This window comes from Klebsiella sp. GW_Kp181, assembly GCF_040062315.1.
GTDB lineage: Bacteria > Pseudomonadota > Gammaproteobacteria > Enterobacterales > Enterobacteriaceae > Klebsiella > Klebsiella oxytoca.
The window spans coordinates 56,488-74,473 of sequence record NZ_JBEAFR010000075.1; the positions used below are offsets into that span (position 1 = coordinate 56,488).

16 protein-coding genes are annotated in these 17,986 nt (G+C 54.1%); 14 read left to right on the forward strand and 2 right to left on the reverse strand.

Going from position 1 to position 17,986, the window contains the following annotated elements; genetic code table 11:
• The first annotated feature begins 385 nt into the window (after window positions 1–385).
• A complete protein-coding gene (gene garD / locus ABLV11_RS19400; RefSeq protein WP_004106006.1) occupies window positions 386–1,957 on the forward strand; it encodes a galactarate dehydratase in 1,572 nt (523 codons plus the stop codon).
• 50 nt (window positions 1,958–2,007) lie between these two features.
• Here garD and ABLV11_RS19405 read toward each other — a convergent pair whose 3' ends face one another.
• Complete coding sequence (locus tag ABLV11_RS19405) at window positions 2,008–2,955, reverse strand: sugar kinase (protein WP_016809844.1); 948 nt, start codon at window positions 2,953–2,955, stop codon at window positions 2,008–2,010.
• 10 nt (window positions 2,956–2,965) lie between these two features.
• On the reverse strand, window positions 2,966–3,760 hold the full coding sequence (locus ABLV11_RS19410) for a DeoR/GlpR family DNA-binding transcription regulator (protein WP_163524817.1): 795 nt from the start codon (window positions 3,758–3,760) through the stop codon (window positions 2,966–2,968).
• A gap of 352 nt (window positions 3,761–4,112) precedes the next feature.
• Between ABLV11_RS19410 and ABLV11_RS19415 the strand changes: the two genes are divergently transcribed.
• From ABLV11_RS19415 to ABLV11_RS19475, 13 genes are all read left to right on the forward strand, one after another.
• The gene (locus ABLV11_RS19415; protein WP_004106011.1) at window positions 4,113–4,967 is read left to right on the forward strand and encodes a tagatose bisphosphate family class II aldolase; all 855 of its coding nucleotides are present in this window, start codon (window positions 4,113–4,115) and stop codon (window positions 4,965–4,967) included.
• 24 nt (window positions 4,968–4,991) lie between these two features.
• Window positions 4,992–5,906 carry a 1-phosphofructokinase gene (pfkB, locus tag ABLV11_RS19420; protein ID WP_004115752.1) on the forward strand — a complete coding sequence of 305 codons (915 nt, stop codon included), beginning with the start codon at window positions 4,992–4,994 and terminating at the stop codon, window positions 5,904–5,906.
• Window positions 5,907–5,916: 10 nt separating this feature from the next.
• Complete coding sequence (locus ABLV11_RS19425) at window positions 5,917–7,329, forward strand: PTS fructose transporter subunit IIBC (RefSeq protein ID WP_049101492.1); 1,413 nt, start codon at window positions 5,917–5,919, stop codon at window positions 7,327–7,329.
• Window positions 7,330–7,339: 10 nt separating this feature from the next.
• The gene (locus tag ABLV11_RS19430; protein ID WP_017145367.1) at window positions 7,340–8,155 is read left to right on the forward strand and encodes an HPr family phosphocarrier protein; all 816 of its coding nucleotides are present in this window, start codon (window positions 7,340–7,342) and stop codon (window positions 8,153–8,155) included.
• Between the two features lie 176 nt (window positions 8,156–8,331).
• The gene (gene gatZ, locus ABLV11_RS19435) at window positions 8,332–9,603 is read left to right on the forward strand and encodes a tagatose-bisphosphate aldolase subunit GatZ (protein ID WP_004106019.1); all 1,272 of its coding nucleotides are present in this window, start codon (window positions 8,332–8,334) and stop codon (window positions 9,601–9,603) included.
• Between the two features lie 15 nt (window positions 9,604–9,618).
• Window positions 9,619–10,086 (forward strand): PTS galactitol transporter subunit IIA, encoded by a 468-nt coding sequence (gene gatA / locus ABLV11_RS19440; RefSeq protein WP_004106021.1) that lies wholly within the window; start codon window positions 9,619–9,621, stop codon window positions 10,084–10,086.
• A 26-nt stretch (window positions 10,087–10,112) separates the two neighbouring features.
• Complete coding sequence (gatB, locus tag ABLV11_RS19445; RefSeq protein ID WP_004106023.1) at window positions 10,113–10,397, forward strand: PTS galactitol transporter subunit IIB; 285 nt, start codon at window positions 10,113–10,115, stop codon at window positions 10,395–10,397.
• Window positions 10,398–10,402: 5 nt separating this feature from the next.
• Window positions 10,403–11,776, forward strand: coding sequence for a galactitol-specific PTS transporter subunit IIC (locus ABLV11_RS19450; RefSeq protein ID WP_017145366.1), 1,374 nt, complete (start codon window positions 10,403–10,405; stop codon window positions 11,774–11,776).
• A gap of 46 nt (window positions 11,777–11,822) precedes the next feature.
• Window positions 11,823–12,866, forward strand: a complete 1,044-nt coding sequence (gene gatD / locus ABLV11_RS19455) for a galactitol-1-phosphate 5-dehydrogenase (RefSeq protein ID WP_126489585.1) — start codon at window positions 11,823–11,825, stop codon at window positions 12,864–12,866.
• A gap of 110 nt (window positions 12,867–12,976) precedes the next feature.
• Window positions 12,977–13,750 (forward strand): DeoR/GlpR family DNA-binding transcription regulator, encoded by a 774-nt coding sequence (locus ABLV11_RS19460; protein WP_004106029.1) that lies wholly within the window; start codon window positions 12,977–12,979, stop codon window positions 13,748–13,750.
• 329 nt (window positions 13,751–14,079) lie between these two features.
• Entirely contained in the window at window positions 14,080–14,646 is a 567-nt protein-coding gene (locus ABLV11_RS19465; RefSeq protein ID WP_126489586.1) for a fimbrial protein, read from the forward strand.
• Window positions 14,647–14,706: 60 nt separating this feature from the next.
• On the forward strand, window positions 14,707–15,399 hold the full coding sequence (locus tag ABLV11_RS19470) for a molecular chaperone (RefSeq protein WP_126489587.1): 693 nt from the start codon (window positions 14,707–14,709) through the stop codon (window positions 15,397–15,399).
• Between the two features lie 56 nt (window positions 15,400–15,455).
• Complete coding sequence (locus ABLV11_RS19475; RefSeq protein ID WP_126489588.1) at window positions 15,456–17,981, forward strand: fimbria/pilus outer membrane usher protein; 2,526 nt, start codon at window positions 15,456–15,458, stop codon at window positions 17,979–17,981.
• Window positions 17,982–17,986 lie beyond the last annotated feature (5 nt).

The following is a 17,986-nucleotide window of genomic DNA, read 5'->3' on the forward strand; positions in this document are numbered from 1 at the left end:
GCGACCGTTAAACACTGTGCATACAACCTGTAAATGGCGTTTAATTATCTCTAATGTTGTGCAAATGCAATAATCAATGGGCGCTGAACCACAGTTCCAGCGATTTCCCCCATGTGCGGGTTCTCTTGCGTAGCAATGGGTGATTTAGATCACATTTTCAAATTCAAACACCTGACATTCTTTATTTCACAAATCTGCGCATCAGAAATTGAATATACCCTAAATATTTCGAGTTGCATGAAGGCGGCAACGCAGGGAATCCCCTGGCGCTTACTAAAGTAAGTGACTGGGGTGAGCGAGGAAAGCCAACGCAAATGCAGCTTGAAATATGACGGGTATAAACGTTTTATTTTATTATTCGCACCTTGCTGGAGAATACTGGACAATGGCTGACATTGAAATTAGACAAGAATCGCCAACGGCGTTTTATATAAAAGTGCACGAAACGGATAACGTGGCGATTATTGTTAACGATCGAGGTTTAAAAGCCGGAACGCGTTTCCCTGACGGGCTCACGCTGGTTGAGCATATCCCGCAAGGCCACAAGGTCGCGCTGGTCGATATTCCTGTACACGGTGAAATCATCCGCTATGGCGAGGTGATTGGCTACGCGGTACGCGATATTCCGCAGGGCAGCTGGATTGACGAATCGCTGGTGGAACTGCCGAAGGCGCCGCCTCTGCACACCTTACCTCTGGCGACCAAAGTTCCGGCGCCGCTGCCGCCGCTGGAAGGCTATACCTTCGAAGGCTATCGCAACGCCGACGGCAGCGTTGGCACCAAAAATCTGCTCGGTATTAGCACCAGCGTGCACTGCGTGGCGGGAGTCGTCGATTACGTAGTGAAAATTATCGAACGCGATCTGCTGCCGAAGTATCCCAACGTCGATGGCGTCGTGGGTCTGAACCATCTTTATGGCTGCGGTGTGGCGATTAACGCTCCGGCAGCGGTCGTTCCCATCCGCACCATTCATAACCTGGCCCTCAATCCAAACTTCGGCGGCGAAGTGATGGTGATTGGCCTTGGCTGCGAGAAACTGCAGCCGGAGCGCCTGCTGGAAGGCACCGACGATGTAAAAAGCATTCCCGTAGATAGCGCCAGCATCGTCAGCCTGCAGGATGAGAAGCACGTCGGTTTTAAATCAATGGTGGATGACATTCTGCAGGTCGCCGAGCGCCATCTGGAGAAGCTGAACCAGCGCCAGCGCGAAACCTGCCCTGCCTCCGAACTGGTGGTCGGTATGCAGTGCGGCGGCAGCGATGCGTTTTCTGGCGTGACCGCCAACCCGGCGGTGGGCTATGCCTCCGATCTGCTGGTGCGCTGCGGGGCGACCGTCATGTTTTCCGAAGTCACCGAAGTACGCGATGCGATTCATCTGCTGACGCCGCGCGCCATCAACGAAGAAGTCGGCAGACGCCTGCTGGAGGAGATGGCCTGGTACGATAACTATCTTGATATGGGTAAAACCGACCGCAGCGCCAACCCCTCCCCGGGCAATAAAAAAGGCGGTCTGGCCAACGTTGTAGAAAAGGCGCTGGGTTCTATCGCTAAATCCGGAAAGAGCGCAATTGCCGAAGTGCTCTCTCCGGGGCAGCGCCCGACCAAACGCGGTTTGATTTACGCCGCGACGCCGGCGAGCGACTTCGTCTGCGGTACTCAGCAGGTGGCCTCCGGGATCACGGTGCAGGTCTTTACTACCGGTCGCGGTACGCCGTATGGCCTGGTCGCCGTACCGGTGATTAAAATGGCGACGCGTACCGAGCTGGCAAACCGCTGGTATGACCTAATGGATATCAATGCGGGAACCATCGCCACCGGCGAAGAAACCATCGAAGAGGTAGGGCTGAAGCTGTTTGAATTTATTCTTGATGTCGCCAGCGGCCGCAAGAAGACTTTCTCAGATCAGTGGGGCCTGCACAATCAACTGGCGGTGTTTAACCCGGCGCCGGTGACCTGATCGACTCAGCAACTTATCCCGCTCGTGATGCTTCGGGCGGGATACCTCTGTTATTGATGCGCGTTGAGAAACCCCTCTATCTGCGCTTTCGTGGAAGTCCCTTCCATCGGCCCACGCCGGGCAATCGCCAGAGAGCCGCTGGCGTTGGCCCATCTCAGCGCCTCCTGCGGCGATGCGCCGGACAGGAAAAGGCTGACAAAGGTGGCGCCAAAGCAGTCGCCGGCCCCCGTCGGATCGACAACCGGGACATGAAAACCGGCAGCATGATGCGTTTCTCTGGCGCTGTAATAGCTCGCTCCGCGCGGGCCGCGTTTAATTACCACGTGCTTAACGCCGCGTTTTAAAAGCTTATCCACCAGCACCTGCTCATTGCGCCCAGGGTTGAGGCCAAAGTAATCCAGTTCGCCATCGCTGGGCAAAAAGATATCTGTGTAATCAAGGATATATTCAAAAGCCTGCGACATTTCAGGGATGTTGAGCATCTCTTTGCGGATATTCGGATCGAACGAAACCGTGCCGTTGCGCGCTTTAATATTTTCAATCGCTTTACGCATCGCGTCGATCATGCGAAACGAAAACAGCGAAGAGCCCATAATGTGAAAATGATTGCACTGGTTAAGCAGACGGTCGTCAATATGGTCAGCGGTTAGCAAACCACAGGCGCTGTTCGGCATATTAAAAATAAAATCGCGCTGCGCCTGGCTACGGTAGCTCACGAAAGCGCTGCCGGTGGTCGCCTTTTGCAGTATGGCGATCCCATTAACGTTTACGCCGTCGCTTTCCAGCCGCGCGATATTCATTTCACCAAACGCATCGTTGCCGACACAGCTGAAAAGCACCGAGCCCAGCCCCAGCTTTGCCACCTGATCGGCGAAAATTGCCGGGGCGCCGCTGGGATATGGCCCCCAAAATTCACCCGGGCGAGAAAAACCCTGGTTCTCTTCTTTTGCCAGAAACTCCACCAGTAGTTCGCCGATGGTGCAAATGGTCACATTCATCATCGCTCCTTTACTTTGCCTTCTGCAAAGCAGGGTTGAGCCATGTCAGGCACTCGTTGTTGGTATAGCTGTTAGTCATGCCAGCGGCGAGAAGGCGGGCGTGATACTCCGCGGCGACCACCTGCGGCGTCACGATGCCGCTAATTTGCTGCAAGTCGCCAATCGCGTAGCGCTTATCGCCATACACCGGACGATGCGCAACGACCGCAATCACCCTCTCACTTTGCGCCACCGCTTCGCTCAGCAGGCGAGCGCTGGCTTCCTGTCTGACGCTCAAGGTGCCATCTTCCGCAATGTGGTCGACAGCGATCAGCGCTCGTGAGGGGCGATATTGACCCAGCGCGTTCAGCGCCAGATCGCCTTCGACTATTTTGCCGCTGCTCCCGAGTACGCCGCCGAGCAGCACGGTTTCCCCATTCAGAAACTCCTGCGCCAGCGGCACATGCGCCAGGTCGTTTAACAGCAGACAAAGCTCGTCATAGCCAGCAAGAAACGGGATCACTTTGCGTAAGATCGACCCCTGCCCCAGAAAGAGCGTTTCGCTATCTTCGATTTGCGCGGCGATCTGGCGAGCCATTTCGGTCTCCAGGGCTTTATCCGTTACTACCGGGGCCTCCGGAGCCAGGGCGATCGGAGTCCCGGCCTGGGAAGTGTAAATTGCGCCGCCAAACGAGCGCTTAAGGTAGCCCTGCTGTTCAAGGTAGTTCAGGTCATTACGGATCGTTACCCCAGATACAGCCAGCATTTCAGCCAGATCGTCAACTTTGATCTCTCCGTTTTTGCGCACGATCTCCGCGATGTCCAGGCGCCTTTTCAGCAGACTTGTAGACGGTTTTGCCACAGTGTTGTGCCTTCTTATTTTCTCCCAGAATAACTTTCATTTTTAAATTTCCCCGCTGCATTGTCAAACGCCAGGCCTTCTTCAAGCATTGAATGACGAATTAAAATTATTTAATTCAGTAGGTTATGTTTAATCATGCTTTTTAAGATACTTTTAAAAAAGAAAACAAACAAGAGCATATAACTTTCATTTTTAAAATAACATCACAGTAGTGTGCGATTGATCACAACAACAAAGCGCAGCGATCGCTACATTACTTTCAAAACGAAGGCATAAGCAACAAACAAACTTACAAAATGAAAGTTAAGGAGCAAGAATGTACATTATCTCGAGTAAAAACATGCTGTTGAAAGCTCAGCGGCTTGGATACGCTGTTCCGGCCTTTAATATCCACAACCTGGAAACGATGCAGGTGGTGGTAGAGACGGCGGCCGAGCTGCGTTCTCCGCTGATCCTTGCCGGCACCCCGGGAACTTATAGCTATGCAGGAACCGGTAACGTGGTGGCGATCGCTCGCGATCTGGCTAAGATCTGGGATCTCCCTTTAGCGGTCCACCTCGATCACCATGAAGATCTGGCCGATATCACACGTAAAGTACAGGCCGGTATCCGCTCGGTCATGATCGACGGTTCACACGCACCTTTTGAAGAAAACGTCGCGTTAGTCAAGAGCGTGGTTGAACTGAGCCACCGTTATGATGCCAGCGTCGAAGCCGAGCTTGGTCGCCTGGGCGGTGTGGAAGATGATCTCGTGGTCGATGCAAAAGATGCGCTGTATACCAACCCGGAACAGGCGCGTGAATTTGTCGCCCGCACCGGTATCGACTCGCTGGCGGTCGCTATCGGTACTGCCCACGGCATGTACGCTGCAGAACCCAAGCTCGATTTTGACCGCCTCGCCGCCATTCGCGATCGCGTTGAGGTTCCTCTGGTTCTTCATGGCGCATCGGGTCTGGCCGATAGCGATATCCGCCGGGCAATCTCGTTGGGCGTGTGCAAGGTCAACGTCGCCACCGAGCTGAAAATCGCCTTCTCCGATGCCCTGAAGCACTATTTCGAGGAAAATCCAGACGCTAACGATCCGCGTCATTATATGAAACCGGCCAAAGCGGCGATGAAGGATATCGTACGCAAAGTCATTCACGTTTGCGGCTGTGAAGGACAACTGTAATTTTCGGATCGAAGGAGCAACGTCGTGATCCATACCCTGACACTCAATACTGCAATCGATATGAATATCTTTTGCGATCCGCTGAAGCCGTCGGCAGTGAACCGAACCCGGCACACGGAATATTGCCCGAATGGCAAAGGAGTGAACGTTTCGCTGATATTAAATCACTATCAGCAGCCCACTCACATTATGGGCATTTTCGGTGGTTTCACTGGCCGTTATATTGTGGAAGAGTTACGTCAGAAAAACATTAAAGTGACGCCGGCATGGGTCTCTGAGCCAACCCGAATTAATATTTTTATTAATGACGGAGCTGAGGAATATAAGCTCGTTAATCCCGGAGCAAAAATTGATGATGAGTGCAAACAACAGGTTATTCATCATCTGCAATGCGTCACTTCCGGAGATTATTTAGCGATCAGCGGCAGCCTGCCGCCGGGAATTGAAAGCCGATTTTATGCTGAAATCATTGAATTATGCCAGCAGAAAGGCTGTGAAGTTATTCTCGATATCAGCCATCCGGTACTGCGCCAGCTGCTGGAATTACGGCCATTGTTGATTAAACCCAACGATGACGAGCTGCGGGAAATCTTCGGTCTTGACGTCAGTAGCCGCCAGCAGGTGCGTGAGGCCATGCGCACGCTGCATCAACTGGGCGCTCGCAACGTGCTGCTGACGATGGGAGCCGAGGGTCTCTACTTTTCCAACGGCGAAGGCGTGTGGTTTTGCTCCGCACCGAAAATTGAACTGGTCAGCTCCGCCTGCGCTGGTGACGCCGCACTGGGTGCTTTTCTCAGTAAATGGCTTAACAAAGAAGATGTCACTCACGCTCTGGCATTAGCCAGCGCGACCGGCGCCGATGTCGCCGCTTCCGCCGGGTTAGGCAAATTACAACGCACAGAAGAATTATTACAACAAATTCAGGTCGTCCAATTATAAAGGTCCGATTATGAAAAAAATCATTGCAGTTACCGGCTGCCCTACGGGTATTGCACATACTTTTATGGCTGAAGAGGCCTTAAAAACCGCAGCAAAGAAATTAAATGTCGATATTAAAGTGGAAACCAACGGCGCTTCCGGCGTTGAAAACGCGATTACCCCCGCGGACTTAAAAGATATTTATGGCGTGATTATCGCCGCCGATAAAGACGTGAACGCCGAGCGATTTAATGGCCTGCCGGTCATTGAGGTTCCGGTTAAAGAAGCCATTCACCATCCGGCCGATTTAATTAATAAAGTGATCGGCGGTCAGGCGGCGCGTCGCCAGGGAATTTCTGCTTCCTCCGAGTCAACGGAGAAATACGAGCAAGAGTCTTTCGGCCGTCAGGTTTATAAGCACCTGATGAGCGGCGTGTCCAACATGCTGCCGTTTGTCGTAGCGGGAGGGATTTTGATTGCCATCTCCTTCCTGTGGGGCATCTACTCCGCCGATCCAAACTCGCCGCAATATAACGCGATCGCCGCAACGCTAATGAAAGTGGGCCAACAAGCCTTCTCAATCATGGTGCCGATTTTCACCGCTTATATTGCCTGGTCTATTTCCGGGCGTCCCGGTATGGTCGCGGGCTTCGTCGGTGGCTTACTGGCCAATGCGACCGGCGCAGGCTTTCTCGGCGGAATTATCGCCGGTTTTGCCGCCGGTTATTTTATGCTGCTGATCCGCAATATGCTCAACGGCCTGCCGCGACAGTATGAAGGGCTCAAATCGATATTCATTATGCCGCTCATCGGCGTGCTGGTGATTGGCGTAATGATGGTCCTCCTCGGTCAACCCGTCGCCGCCATCAATAACGCGATGATGAACTGGCTAAGTTCATTACAGGAAGCAAACCCGATTCTGTTAGGTATTGTGGTCGGCGCGATGTGCTCCTTCGACTTCGGCGGCCCGGTGAATAAAGCCGCCTACGTCACCGGTACGCTGCTGCTTGGCCAGGGCAACTACTTCTTTATGGCCGGGGTTTCCGCCGCCTGCATCACACCGCCGCTGGTTATCGCTCTGGCAACGACCTTCTTCCCGAAAGGGTTCAGCGAAGAAGAGCGCGCCGCCGGGATGGTCAACTATATTCTCGGCTGCACCCATATTACTGAAGGCGCTATTCCGTTCGCCGCGAAAGATCCTTTACGCGTTATCCCCATGATGATGATCGCCTCTTCCATCTCTGCGGTTCTTAGCTACAGCCTGCATATTCAGGTTCCCGCTCCGCACGGCGGCTTCCTGATCCTGCCGCTGGTGAGCAAACCACTGATGTGGGTGCTGTGCATTCTCGCCGGTTCCGCCTGCGGCGCGGTCATGCTGGGATGCTGGAGGCTGTGGCAAAAGCGGGCCCTGGAAGCAACATCGCTGGCCGGCGCTATTAAATAAGGAGCTATGTATGCAACTGACTTGCGCAGATATCCATTTCGATCGCGCGATCAAAACGAAAGATGAAGCGCTGCAACGCGTCATTGGCAAATTAACCGAAGCCGGGCATACCACGCCCGCTTATCTGAGCGGCATGCGCGACCGTGAAGAACAAATCAGCACTTACCTCGGCAACGGTATCGCGATCCCTCACGGCACGCCGCAGAGCCGCGATGCGGTACTGAAAACCGGTGTCAAAGTACTGGCCTGCCCGCAGGGTGTGGATTGGGGAGAAGAACAAACGGCTTATCTGATTGTGGGCATCGCCGCCCAGGATAACGAACACCTTGATATTCTCCGCCAGCTTACCCACGCCCTGAGCGATGAGCGCGTGCCGGCAGCGCTTTCGCGCGCTGAGAGCCCACAGGCGGTGCTGGAGATACTGGCCGGCAATATCTTCCCGGCCGGAGGAGAAGAGACGGAACCGCCCCCGATGTTCGACGAAGAGGCGACCTTTACCCTGCGCAATCCCCACGGACTGCACGCGAGACCAAGCGCGGTACTGGTGAAAGCGGTGAAGCAGTGGCAATCGCAAATCCGGGTGGAAAATCTCGACACGCGTTCCGCCATTGTTGACGCCAAAAATCTGATGCGGGTTGTCTCTCTCGGTGCAAAACAGGGCCATCGGCTGCACTTTATGGCCAGCGGAGAGGATGCTCATCAGGCGCTGGAGGCTATCGGCGCGGCCTTTAATGCCGGATTAGGCGAAATCGCCGCTCAGCCGCAGCGTGCCGTTCCGCCCGTAGAAAAACCTAAACGGAGCTGGCTGTCTCGATTATTTAGTTAAATTTCAAACAATTAAAAACGCTCTGCCGTCATCGCCAGAGCGTTTTTTTATCTCTAACTTTCGCAACATTACGTTTTACCTTTCTTTTTTTCGAGATTGATCACAAATCAAAACAAAGGAGTTTGCGAGCAAAACAAAACATAACGAATATATTCGAAAGAAAACGGAGGTTTGAAATGAAAGATATTATTTCCCGCCACAAAGCTGGCGAACACATCGGCATCTGCTCAGTTTGTTCCGCACACCCGTTGGTCATCGAAGCCGCGCTACGTTTCGATCTGCATACCAACAATAAGGTCCTCATCGAGGCCACCTCTAACCAGGTTAACCAGTTTGGCGGCTACACCGGAATGCAGCCTGCGGACTTCCGTGATTTCGTAAATAAAATCGCCCGCGAAGTCGGTTTCCCGTCAGAACGCATCATCCTCGGCGGCGACCATCTCGGCCCCAACTGCTGGCAGGGCGAACCCGCCGCTGAAGCGATGGAAAAATCAGTCGATCTGATTAAAGCCTACGTCGCCGCAGGATTCAGCAAAATCCATCTCGATGCTTCAATGTCCTGTGCAGATGATCCGGTGCCGCTGAACCCGGCCGTCGTCGCCGAACGCGCCGCTCGCCTGTGCCAGGCTGCGGAAGAGACCGCAACCGACGAGCAGAAACGCCATCTGACCTACGTCATCGGCACCGAAGTTCCGGTTCCCGGCGGCGAAGCCAGCACCATCGGCAGCGTCCACGTGACCCGCGCTCAGGATGCGGCGGCAACGCTGGAAACCCATGAAGCCGCCTTTCGTAATCTGGGGCTGAACGCCGCGCTGGATCGCGTCATCGCTATCGTGGTGCAGCCCGGCGTTGAGTTCGACCATACGCAAATTATTCATTACCAACCGGAGGCAGCCAAAGCACTCTCCGCGTGGATCGAAAGCACGCCCATGGTCTACGAAGCGCACTCGACTGACTACCAGTCCCGTCAGGCCTACCGGGCGCTGGTACGTGACCATTACGCCATCCTGAAAGTAGGTCCGGCGCTGACCTTCGCGCTGCGTGAAGCCATCTTTGCTCTCGCGCAAATGGAGAATGAACTGGTCGCTCCGGAGTCCCGCAGCCGCGTAATGGAAGTGATTGATGAAGTGATGCTTAACGAACCGGGCTACTGGCAGAAGTACTATCGTCCGACCTGGAGCCAGGCAATGGTGGATATTCACTTCAGCCTGTCCGATCGCATTCGCTACTACTGGCCGCATCCGCGTATTCGCCAGAGCGTGGAAAAGTTAATGGCAAACCTGACCGAAACTAAGCTGCCTTTGGGCCTTATCAGCCAGTATATGCCCGTGCAGTTTGAACGACTGTCGTTAAACGAACTCGCCGCCGTGCCGCACGACCTCATCCTCGACAAAATTCAGGATGTGCTGCGTGCCTACCGTTACGGCTGTTCATCTGAAATCGCCTGAAGTTAAAGAGGATTTATGAGTCAATTGTTTGTTCGTACCGGCATTCATTTTCGTTCCAGCCAGCAGGCGCTGGAACACATTGGCGAAGAGATGCTGGCGCGCGGCGTCGTGCACGATAGCTATCCGCTGGCGCTGCTCGAACGAGAAGCGACTTTCCCAACCGGTATTGCGCTGGAGCAGCATGCGGTCGCGATTCCCCACTGCGAGGCGGTACATGCGAAGTCTCCGGCTATCTACCTGATTCGCCCGGACAATCCGGTCCCTTTTCAGCGTGCTGACGACGACGGCGAAATCGACGTTTCGTTAATCATCGCGCTGATTGTAGAAAATCCGACTGCACAGCTACAGCTGCTGCGCCGGTTATTTAGTGAGCTACAGAACCCGACCACGCTTGAAGCATTGCTCGCTGCCCCGCAGGAGCAGCTGCCCGAGCTGTTTCGGCGCTCTATCCTTGAGTCAGAGCCGAGCGCTCAGGCTTTATAAAACACTGATAATAAAAGGGGTACCCTATGAAACGCAAAGTAATCGTCGCCTGTGGCGGCGCTGTCGCCACCTCGACCATGGCCGCAGAAGAGATCAAAGATCTGTGCGCGGACCACAGCATCGAGCTGGACCTGGTGCAGTGCCGGGTGAATGAAATCGAAACCTATATGGACGGCGCACACCTCATTTGCACCACCGCCCGGGTTGACAGAACCTTTGGCGACATTCCGGTGGTTCACGGTATGCCTTTCATATCCGGCGTAGGCATTGAAGAGCTGCAGCAAAAAATCCTGAACATCCTGACGGAGTAACGCCCATGTTTAGCGAAATCATGCGTTATATCCTCGATCTTGGTCCGACGGTGATGCTGCCTATCGTGATCATTATCTTCTCCAAAATACTGGGGATGAAGCTCGGGGATTGTTTTAAATCTGGCCTGCATATCGGCATTGGCTTTGTCGGTATCGGCCTGGTTATCGGCCTGATGCTCGACTCTATCGGCCCGGCGGCAAAAGCGATGGCTGAGCATTTCCAGATTAACCTGCACGTGATTGATATTGGCTGGCCGGGGTCGTCACCGATGACCTGGGCGTCGCAAATCGCGCTGGTGGCGATTCCTATCGCTATCGCAGTCAACATTTTCATGCTGGTCACCCGGATGACTCGCGTCGTGAACGTCGATATCTGGAACATCTGGCATATGACCTTTACCGGCGCCATGCTGCATATCGCGACCGGTTCTTACTGGATTGGTATTCTTGGCGTAGTGGTGCATGCAGCTTTCGTTTACAAGCTCGGCGACTGGTTTGCGAAGGATACCCGCGACTTTTTCGGCCTTGATGGTATCGCCATACCGCACGGTAGCTCGGCTTATTTAGGGCCGATAGCGGTGCTGGTCGATACGATTATCGAAAAAATCCCCGGCCTGAACCGCATTCACTTCAGCGCTGACGACATTCAGAAACGCTTCGGTCCGTTTGGCGAACCGGTCACCGTCGGTTTTGTGATGGGTCTGGTCATCGGCGCGCTGGCGGGCTACGACCTGAAGGGAATTCTCCAGCTGGCGGTCAAAACCGCGGCCGTCATGCTGCTGATGCCGCGCGTTATCAAACCTATCATGGATGGCCTGAACCCGATTGCCAAACAGGCGCGTAAACGTCTGCAGGCGAAGTTTGGCGGCCAGGATTTCCTGATTGGTCTCGATCCGGCGCTACTGCTTGGTCATACCTCGGTCGTATCGGCCAGCCTGATCTTTATTCCGCTCACTATTCTGATCGCGGTTGTGGTGCCGGGCAACCAGGTCCTGCCGTTCGGCGATCTCGCGACCATTGGATTCTTCGTCGCCATGGCGGTGGCGGTACACCAGGGCAACCTGTTCCGCACGCTGATTTCCGGGATCATACTGATGGGGATCACGCTATGGATTGCGACACAGACCATCGGCCTGCATACCCAGCTGGCGGCTAACGCCGGGGCTCTGAAGACAGGCGGCCTTGTGGCCTCTATGGACCAGGGCGGTTCACCGGTTACCTGGCTGCTCATTCAGCTCTTCACCTGGCAAAACGTGGTGGGTTTTGTGGTTATCGGCGTCATCTATGTCGCCGGCGTGCTGTTGACGTGGCGTCGGGCGCGCAGCTTCGCCGCCGCAGAGAAAGCAACCGCCGCGCAGCAAAGCCCGAGCGTTTCTTAATCTCAAGGGGGAGCATTCGCTCCCCCGGACATTTCTGGAGAATATTATGCAATCAGTGGTTATCCATGCTGAGGGGACAGTGCGCGTTGAAGAACGCCCGATACCGGCCCTACAAACGGAAAACGATGTCCTGGTCAAAGTCGTCAGCTCTGGATTGTGCGGTTCTGATATTCCGCGCATCTTCGCCAAAGGCGCCCACTACTATCCCATCACCCTGGGTCACGAGTTCAGCGGTTATGTTGAATCTTACGGCTCAGCAGTGACCGACCTGCAACCGGGTGACGCGGTAGCCTGCGTGCCTCTGCTCCCCTGCTTTAGTTGTCCCCAATGTCAGCGCGAATATTTCTCTCTCTGCAAGCAGTATCAGTTTGTCGGTTCGCGCAGCGAAGGCGGAAATGCGCAGTACGTGGTGGTTAAACGCGCCAACCTGTTCCGTCTGCCGGATCAGATGCCGATTGATGACGGCGCGTTTATTGAACCGATTACCGTCGGTCTGCACGCCTTTCATCTGGCGCAGGGCTGCGAAGGGAAAAACGTGATTATTATTGGCGCAGGCACGATTGGCCTGCTGGCGCTGCAGTGCGCCCGCGAACTGGGCGCCAAAAGTATTACGGCTATTGATATCAACCCGCAGAAGCTGGAGCTGGCAAAAACGCTCGGCGCAACGCATGTCTTTAACAGTAAGGAGATGAGCGGCAAACAGATTCAAACGGCGCTGGAAGAGATTCAATTCGACCAGCTGGTGCTGGAAACCGCCGGCACGCCGCAAACCGTGGCGCTGGGCATTGAGGTCGCCGGACCGCGTGCGCAGCTGGCGCTGGTGGGCACGTTGCACCATGATTTGACGCTGCCTTCCGCCACCTTTGGCCAGATTCTCCGTAAAGAGCTGACTATCGTTGGTAGCTGGATGAATTACTCCGGTCCGTGGCCGGGAGAAGAGTGGCAAACGGCGGCTCGGCTGCTGACGGAAAAACGCATTCAGCTTGCCCCGCTTATCGCCCACATCGGCGATGCCGAAAGCTTTGCCCGCGAAGTCCAGGCGCTCAACGGCGCGCCGATGCAGGGGAAAATCCTGCTTAAACTCTCCTGACCGCCTGAGCCAGCAATCTGCGCTGGCTCACATAACCTTTCGAAAATTATCGTTCAACTTTCATTACCCTTCGATTACACTAAGATCAGTTAATTATCAGGCAAATTAATATGAACTCATTCGAGCGAAGGAACAAAATTGTCGAAATGGTCAATACGCAGGGTAGCGTATTGGTGCTGGACCTTTCGAATCTCTTTGGCATCTCCGAAGTGACTATCCGGGCCGATCTCCGCTTGCTGGAGGAAAAGGGATTACTCACCCGCTTTCACGGCGGCGCCGCGAGACCCGGCAGCAATTTAACCGAAGGAGATAGCCAGGAAGTGGTGCTGGAAGAGCGTTATCAACTGGCCAGCGACCCGAAAAAGCGAATAGCCCAGGCCGCGGCGGCAATGATTAGCGAAGGCATGACGGTGATCCTGGATAGCGGCAGCACCACCCTGCTGATTGCCGAGGCGCTGGTACGTATGACCAATATTACGGTGATCACCAATAGCTTACCCGCAGCGTTTACGCTTTCAGAAAATAAAGATATCACCCTGGTGGTGTGCGGTGGCACCGTGCGCCACAAAACACACTCGATGCACGGCACCATCGCTGAACGCTCGCTTCAGGGCATCAGCGCCGATCTCATGTTCGTCGGCGCGGACGGTATCGACACCACCAACGGCATCACGACCTTCAATGAAGGCTACTCCATCAGCGGCGTCATGGCCGCCGCTGCGCATAAGGTCGTTGCCGTGCTGGATGCCAGCAAATTTAATCGTCGCGGCTTCAACCAGGTTCTGCCGATGGAGAAAATAAACTGCGTGATTACCGATGACGGGATTAGCGGGGAATATCTCGCTGAGTTAAAAAACACACCCATTGAGTTACAAATCGTCTAGACAACCCGGCAGATATTAAACATCTGCCTTTTGTCACTTGATTAATATTATAAAAACAAAATCTATAAAAATAGCTTGCTAACCGGTACGTTCATGAATTCATTTTTAATAAAATCAGTTCATAAACCCATTCCTGAAAACTTTTATTTAAACGTAAATTAAGCACATTTAACTTTACAGCGAATCACCATAAATACAATCCTAAAACCCACCTCATCCAATATGAATTCATAAAAAGTTCAATATAATCTTCGTTGTGATGATTTATGAAAAAAGCTTAATCACCATAAAAGATGTTTTCCAAAAAAAATACATGGATGAGGTAAAAAATGAATGTAATTGCAAAGTCCGTTGCAGTTGGATTACTGGCAATGGCTGCAGGCAGCGCCTGGGCAAGCGATGGTACTATTGAATTCACGGGTGAAATCACCACCTCTACCTGTGAATTCGCTAACGGCGATACGGTAAATGTTGAACTGGGCCATTACTCTAATACCCAGTTTAAAACCGTAGGCGACAAATCACCGACTACCCCGTTCACCATTCCGTTGAAAGACTGCCCGACCGAAGCCTGGAAACACGTTGACGGTACCACCAGCAAGGCCTTTCAGCTCTGGCTGGAGCCGCGTAGCGGCACCACGGGCGCAAATAACGATCTGGTCGCGGTAAGCGGTTCAGGCACGCCGGCGACCGGCGTCGGTATCCGCATCGACCGCGCTTCCGACGGAGCCCAGCTGGCGCTCAATAAACTGAACGACACCCCGGTCACTTTTGATATTACGGGTGAACAAACGGACGTCAATCTGCAGGCTTACTACGTCTCTACCGTCGAATCCACGGCCATCACCGCCGGGGAAGCCAACGCTTCCGTCGACGTTACCATCGATTATCGTTAATTCTCACGTTGTGCTTTTACCCACCATATGGTGGGTAAAACTTTTTATTGGAGCCGCAGGATGAAAGGGAAAACCCTGGTAGCATTGGCCTTGTTGCTTGGAGGATGGGTCAGCCAAAGCCTGGCCGGCGGGATCGTTCTGCAAACCACGCGGGTGATTTACGACGCCAGTAAAAAAGAGGCCGCCCTGCCCGTTGCCAATCACAGCAGCAAAATGCCCTATTTATTGCAATCATGGATTGATAATCCGCAAGGAACAATCCGCGGGCCGTTTATTATGACCCCGCCGCTGTTTCGCCTGAATGCCGGCGACGACTCCTCATTACGCATTATTAAAACCGAAGGCAATATGCCGGAAGATAAAGAGTCGCTGTTTTACGTTAACGTGCGGGCTATTCCGGCCCAATCGAAAAGTGAAGCAGGTAAAACCAACGCACTGACCCTGGTATTTAAAACCAGAATAAAGCTTTTCTATCGCCCGGCGCATCTTAAAGGCGCCCCGCAGGATGCGTGGAAATCTATACAATATAAGCGAACGAATAATACCTTAGATATCTATAACCCATCCGCCTATTACGTGGTATTTGCCGGCATCGCATTGGGTAAAACTGATTTAACCAATCAGGTTGACTATATCGCTCCCGGCGAGCACAAACAAATTCCGCTACCTGCCGCATCGGGTAATTCCGTGCAGTGGGCCGCCATCAATGACTATGGCGGCACCACGGCAAAAGAAACTCGGGTACTGCAATAACGCTTACGCAGGCAAGACGTAAATAACAATAAATAACGGATACGGGCAATCAGGGAATGCAAAGCAACACCACAGGGAAAAAAAACGTGCTGGCGCTTAAAAGCCTTGCTTACAGGGTCAGGCACGCTTTGCCGATGATGCTGGCCGGCAGCGGCCTGATATGTCATGTCGCGCAGGCCGATGACTTTTATTTCGATCCTTCGCTGCTGGAAACCAACAAAAGCGGCCTGCAAACGGTAGATCTATCAGCCTTCTCTCAGGACAGCGCCCAGCTACCCGGCGAGTATATCGTTGATATTTATATTAATAATAAGAAGCTGACGCAGCGTAAAATCCCGTTTGCCGCCGGAGATAACCACCAGCTTATCCCCCAGTTTACCGTCGGCCAGCTGCGCGAGCTGGGCTTTAAAGTTGATGAGATCCCGGCGCTGGCGAAGCTGGACGATGCAGCAAAAGTCACCAACCTCGCGCAAACGGTGCCGAACAGCAGCAGCGAGCTGGATCTCAACCACGGTAAGCTGAACATGAGCGTACCGCAAATTATGCTCTACCGCGATGCCAGAGGCTATGTTGACCCCTCCCGCTGGGACAATGGCATCCCGGTGCTGTTCACCAACTATAACTTTACCGGTTCAGAGAGCCGCTACGACGGCGGCGAGCGCAGCAGGCGCCAGTATCTGAACATGCAGAACGGCGCCAACCTCGGCCCGTGGCGGCTGCGCAACTACTCGACCTGGACGCACAACAGCGACACTTCGCAGTGGGACAGCATTAATACCTGGATGCAGCGGGATATCAAAAGCCTCAAATCGCAGCTGGTGATGGGCGAAAGCGCGACTGACGGCAGCGTGTTCTCCAGCTATCAGTTTACCGGCGCGCGGCTCTATTCCGATGACAGCATGCTGCCTAACAGCCAGCGCGGCTTTGCGCCGACGATCCGCGGGATCGCTAACTCCAGCGCTATCGTGACGGTTCGTCAGAACGGTTACACCATTTACCAGAGCACCGTGCCTGCCGGCGCTTTCGAGATCAACGATCTGTACCCCTCCTCATTCAGCGGCGATTTAGACGTGACGATTGAAGAGGCTGACGGTACCACGCGCCATTTTGTACAGCCTTTCTCCTCCCTGCCAATGATGCAGCGGCCGGGGCACCTCAAATATAGCGTCACCGCCGGGCGCTTTCGGGCGGCAGGCTCGGAGGACAGTAAAGAACCGGAGTTCATTGAAACTACGGGGATTTACGGCCTGAGTAACACCTTTACGCTTTACGGCGGCCTGACGGGCTCCGAGGATTACCAGGCGTTAACTCTGGGTATCGGCGGTACGCTGGGAGAGTTTGGCGCCCTGTCGATGGATATTGGCCGGGCGGATACCCGCTTTGATAACGGCGACAGCGATTCCGGCTACAGCTGGCGCACCCAGTACATTAAAGATATTCCAGAGACCGGCACCAATCTATCGCTGGGCTATTACCGCTATACCAGCACTGGCTACTTCACGTTCTCAGATGCCAACCAGCGGGATATCGACGCCGGCGATCGGCAGAGCAGCGAAATCCAGTTCAGCATTAATCAGAATCTGTTTACCGGCGTCAGTTTTTACGCTTCCGGTTCGCAGCAGGAATACTGGGACAAAGGGCAGAAGGACAAAAACCTGTCGATTGGCCTTAGCGGCAACCTGTGGGGTGTCAGCTATAACGTCAGCGGCCAGTTTACCGATTATGCCGATCGCGACAGCGATCGTTCGCTGTCCATCAGCCTCAGCGTACCGCTGGACCGCTGGCTGCCGCACGCTAACGCCAACTGGCGGATCACCAGCCAGAAGGATCAAGCGACCCAGCATGAAGTCGGAATCAACGGCTCCCTACTGGAAGATAGCCGTCTGAGCTACAGCCTGAAACAGCGTCAGAGCGAGAATAACGACAGCAACGGCAGCAGCCTCTACGGCAGCTATCGTTCCGCCTACGGCACCGTCAACGCCGGTTACGATTACAGTTCCGATAACCGCCAGATGAGCTATGGCCTGGCCGGCGGCATCGTGGCGCACAGCCACGGCGTCACCTTGTCGCAGCCGCTGGGTAACGCCTTTGCGCTGATTGATGCCGATGGCGCCTCTGGTATACGCGTCAAAAACTATCCCGGAATCGCTACCGACTACTTCGGCTATGCCGTGATCCCCTACCTGACCTCTTATCAGGAGAACCGTATCTATCTGGATACCACCATGATGCCTGACGACGTCGACGTCACCCAGACCATGAAGCTGGTGGTTCCGAGTCAGGGAGCGGCTGTGACCGCGCAGTTTAGCGCCAAAATTGGCCAGCGCGTGCTGCTGACGCTGACCGACAGAAACGGTAAACCGCTGCCGTTTGGCGCGATGGCCAGCAGCGAAAGCCAGCAGCAGCAGAGCATTGTTGATGAAGGCGGCGTGCTTTATCTCACCGGCGTCAACGAACGGCCGCAGGCCTGGAACGTGCGCTGGGGCAATGAAGAGCATCAGCAGTGCCGATTTACGTTTAGCCTGCCCGCTAACGGCCAGCGCACAGCCTCCGTTATTCGGGCCACGACAACATGCCGCTAAGGAAC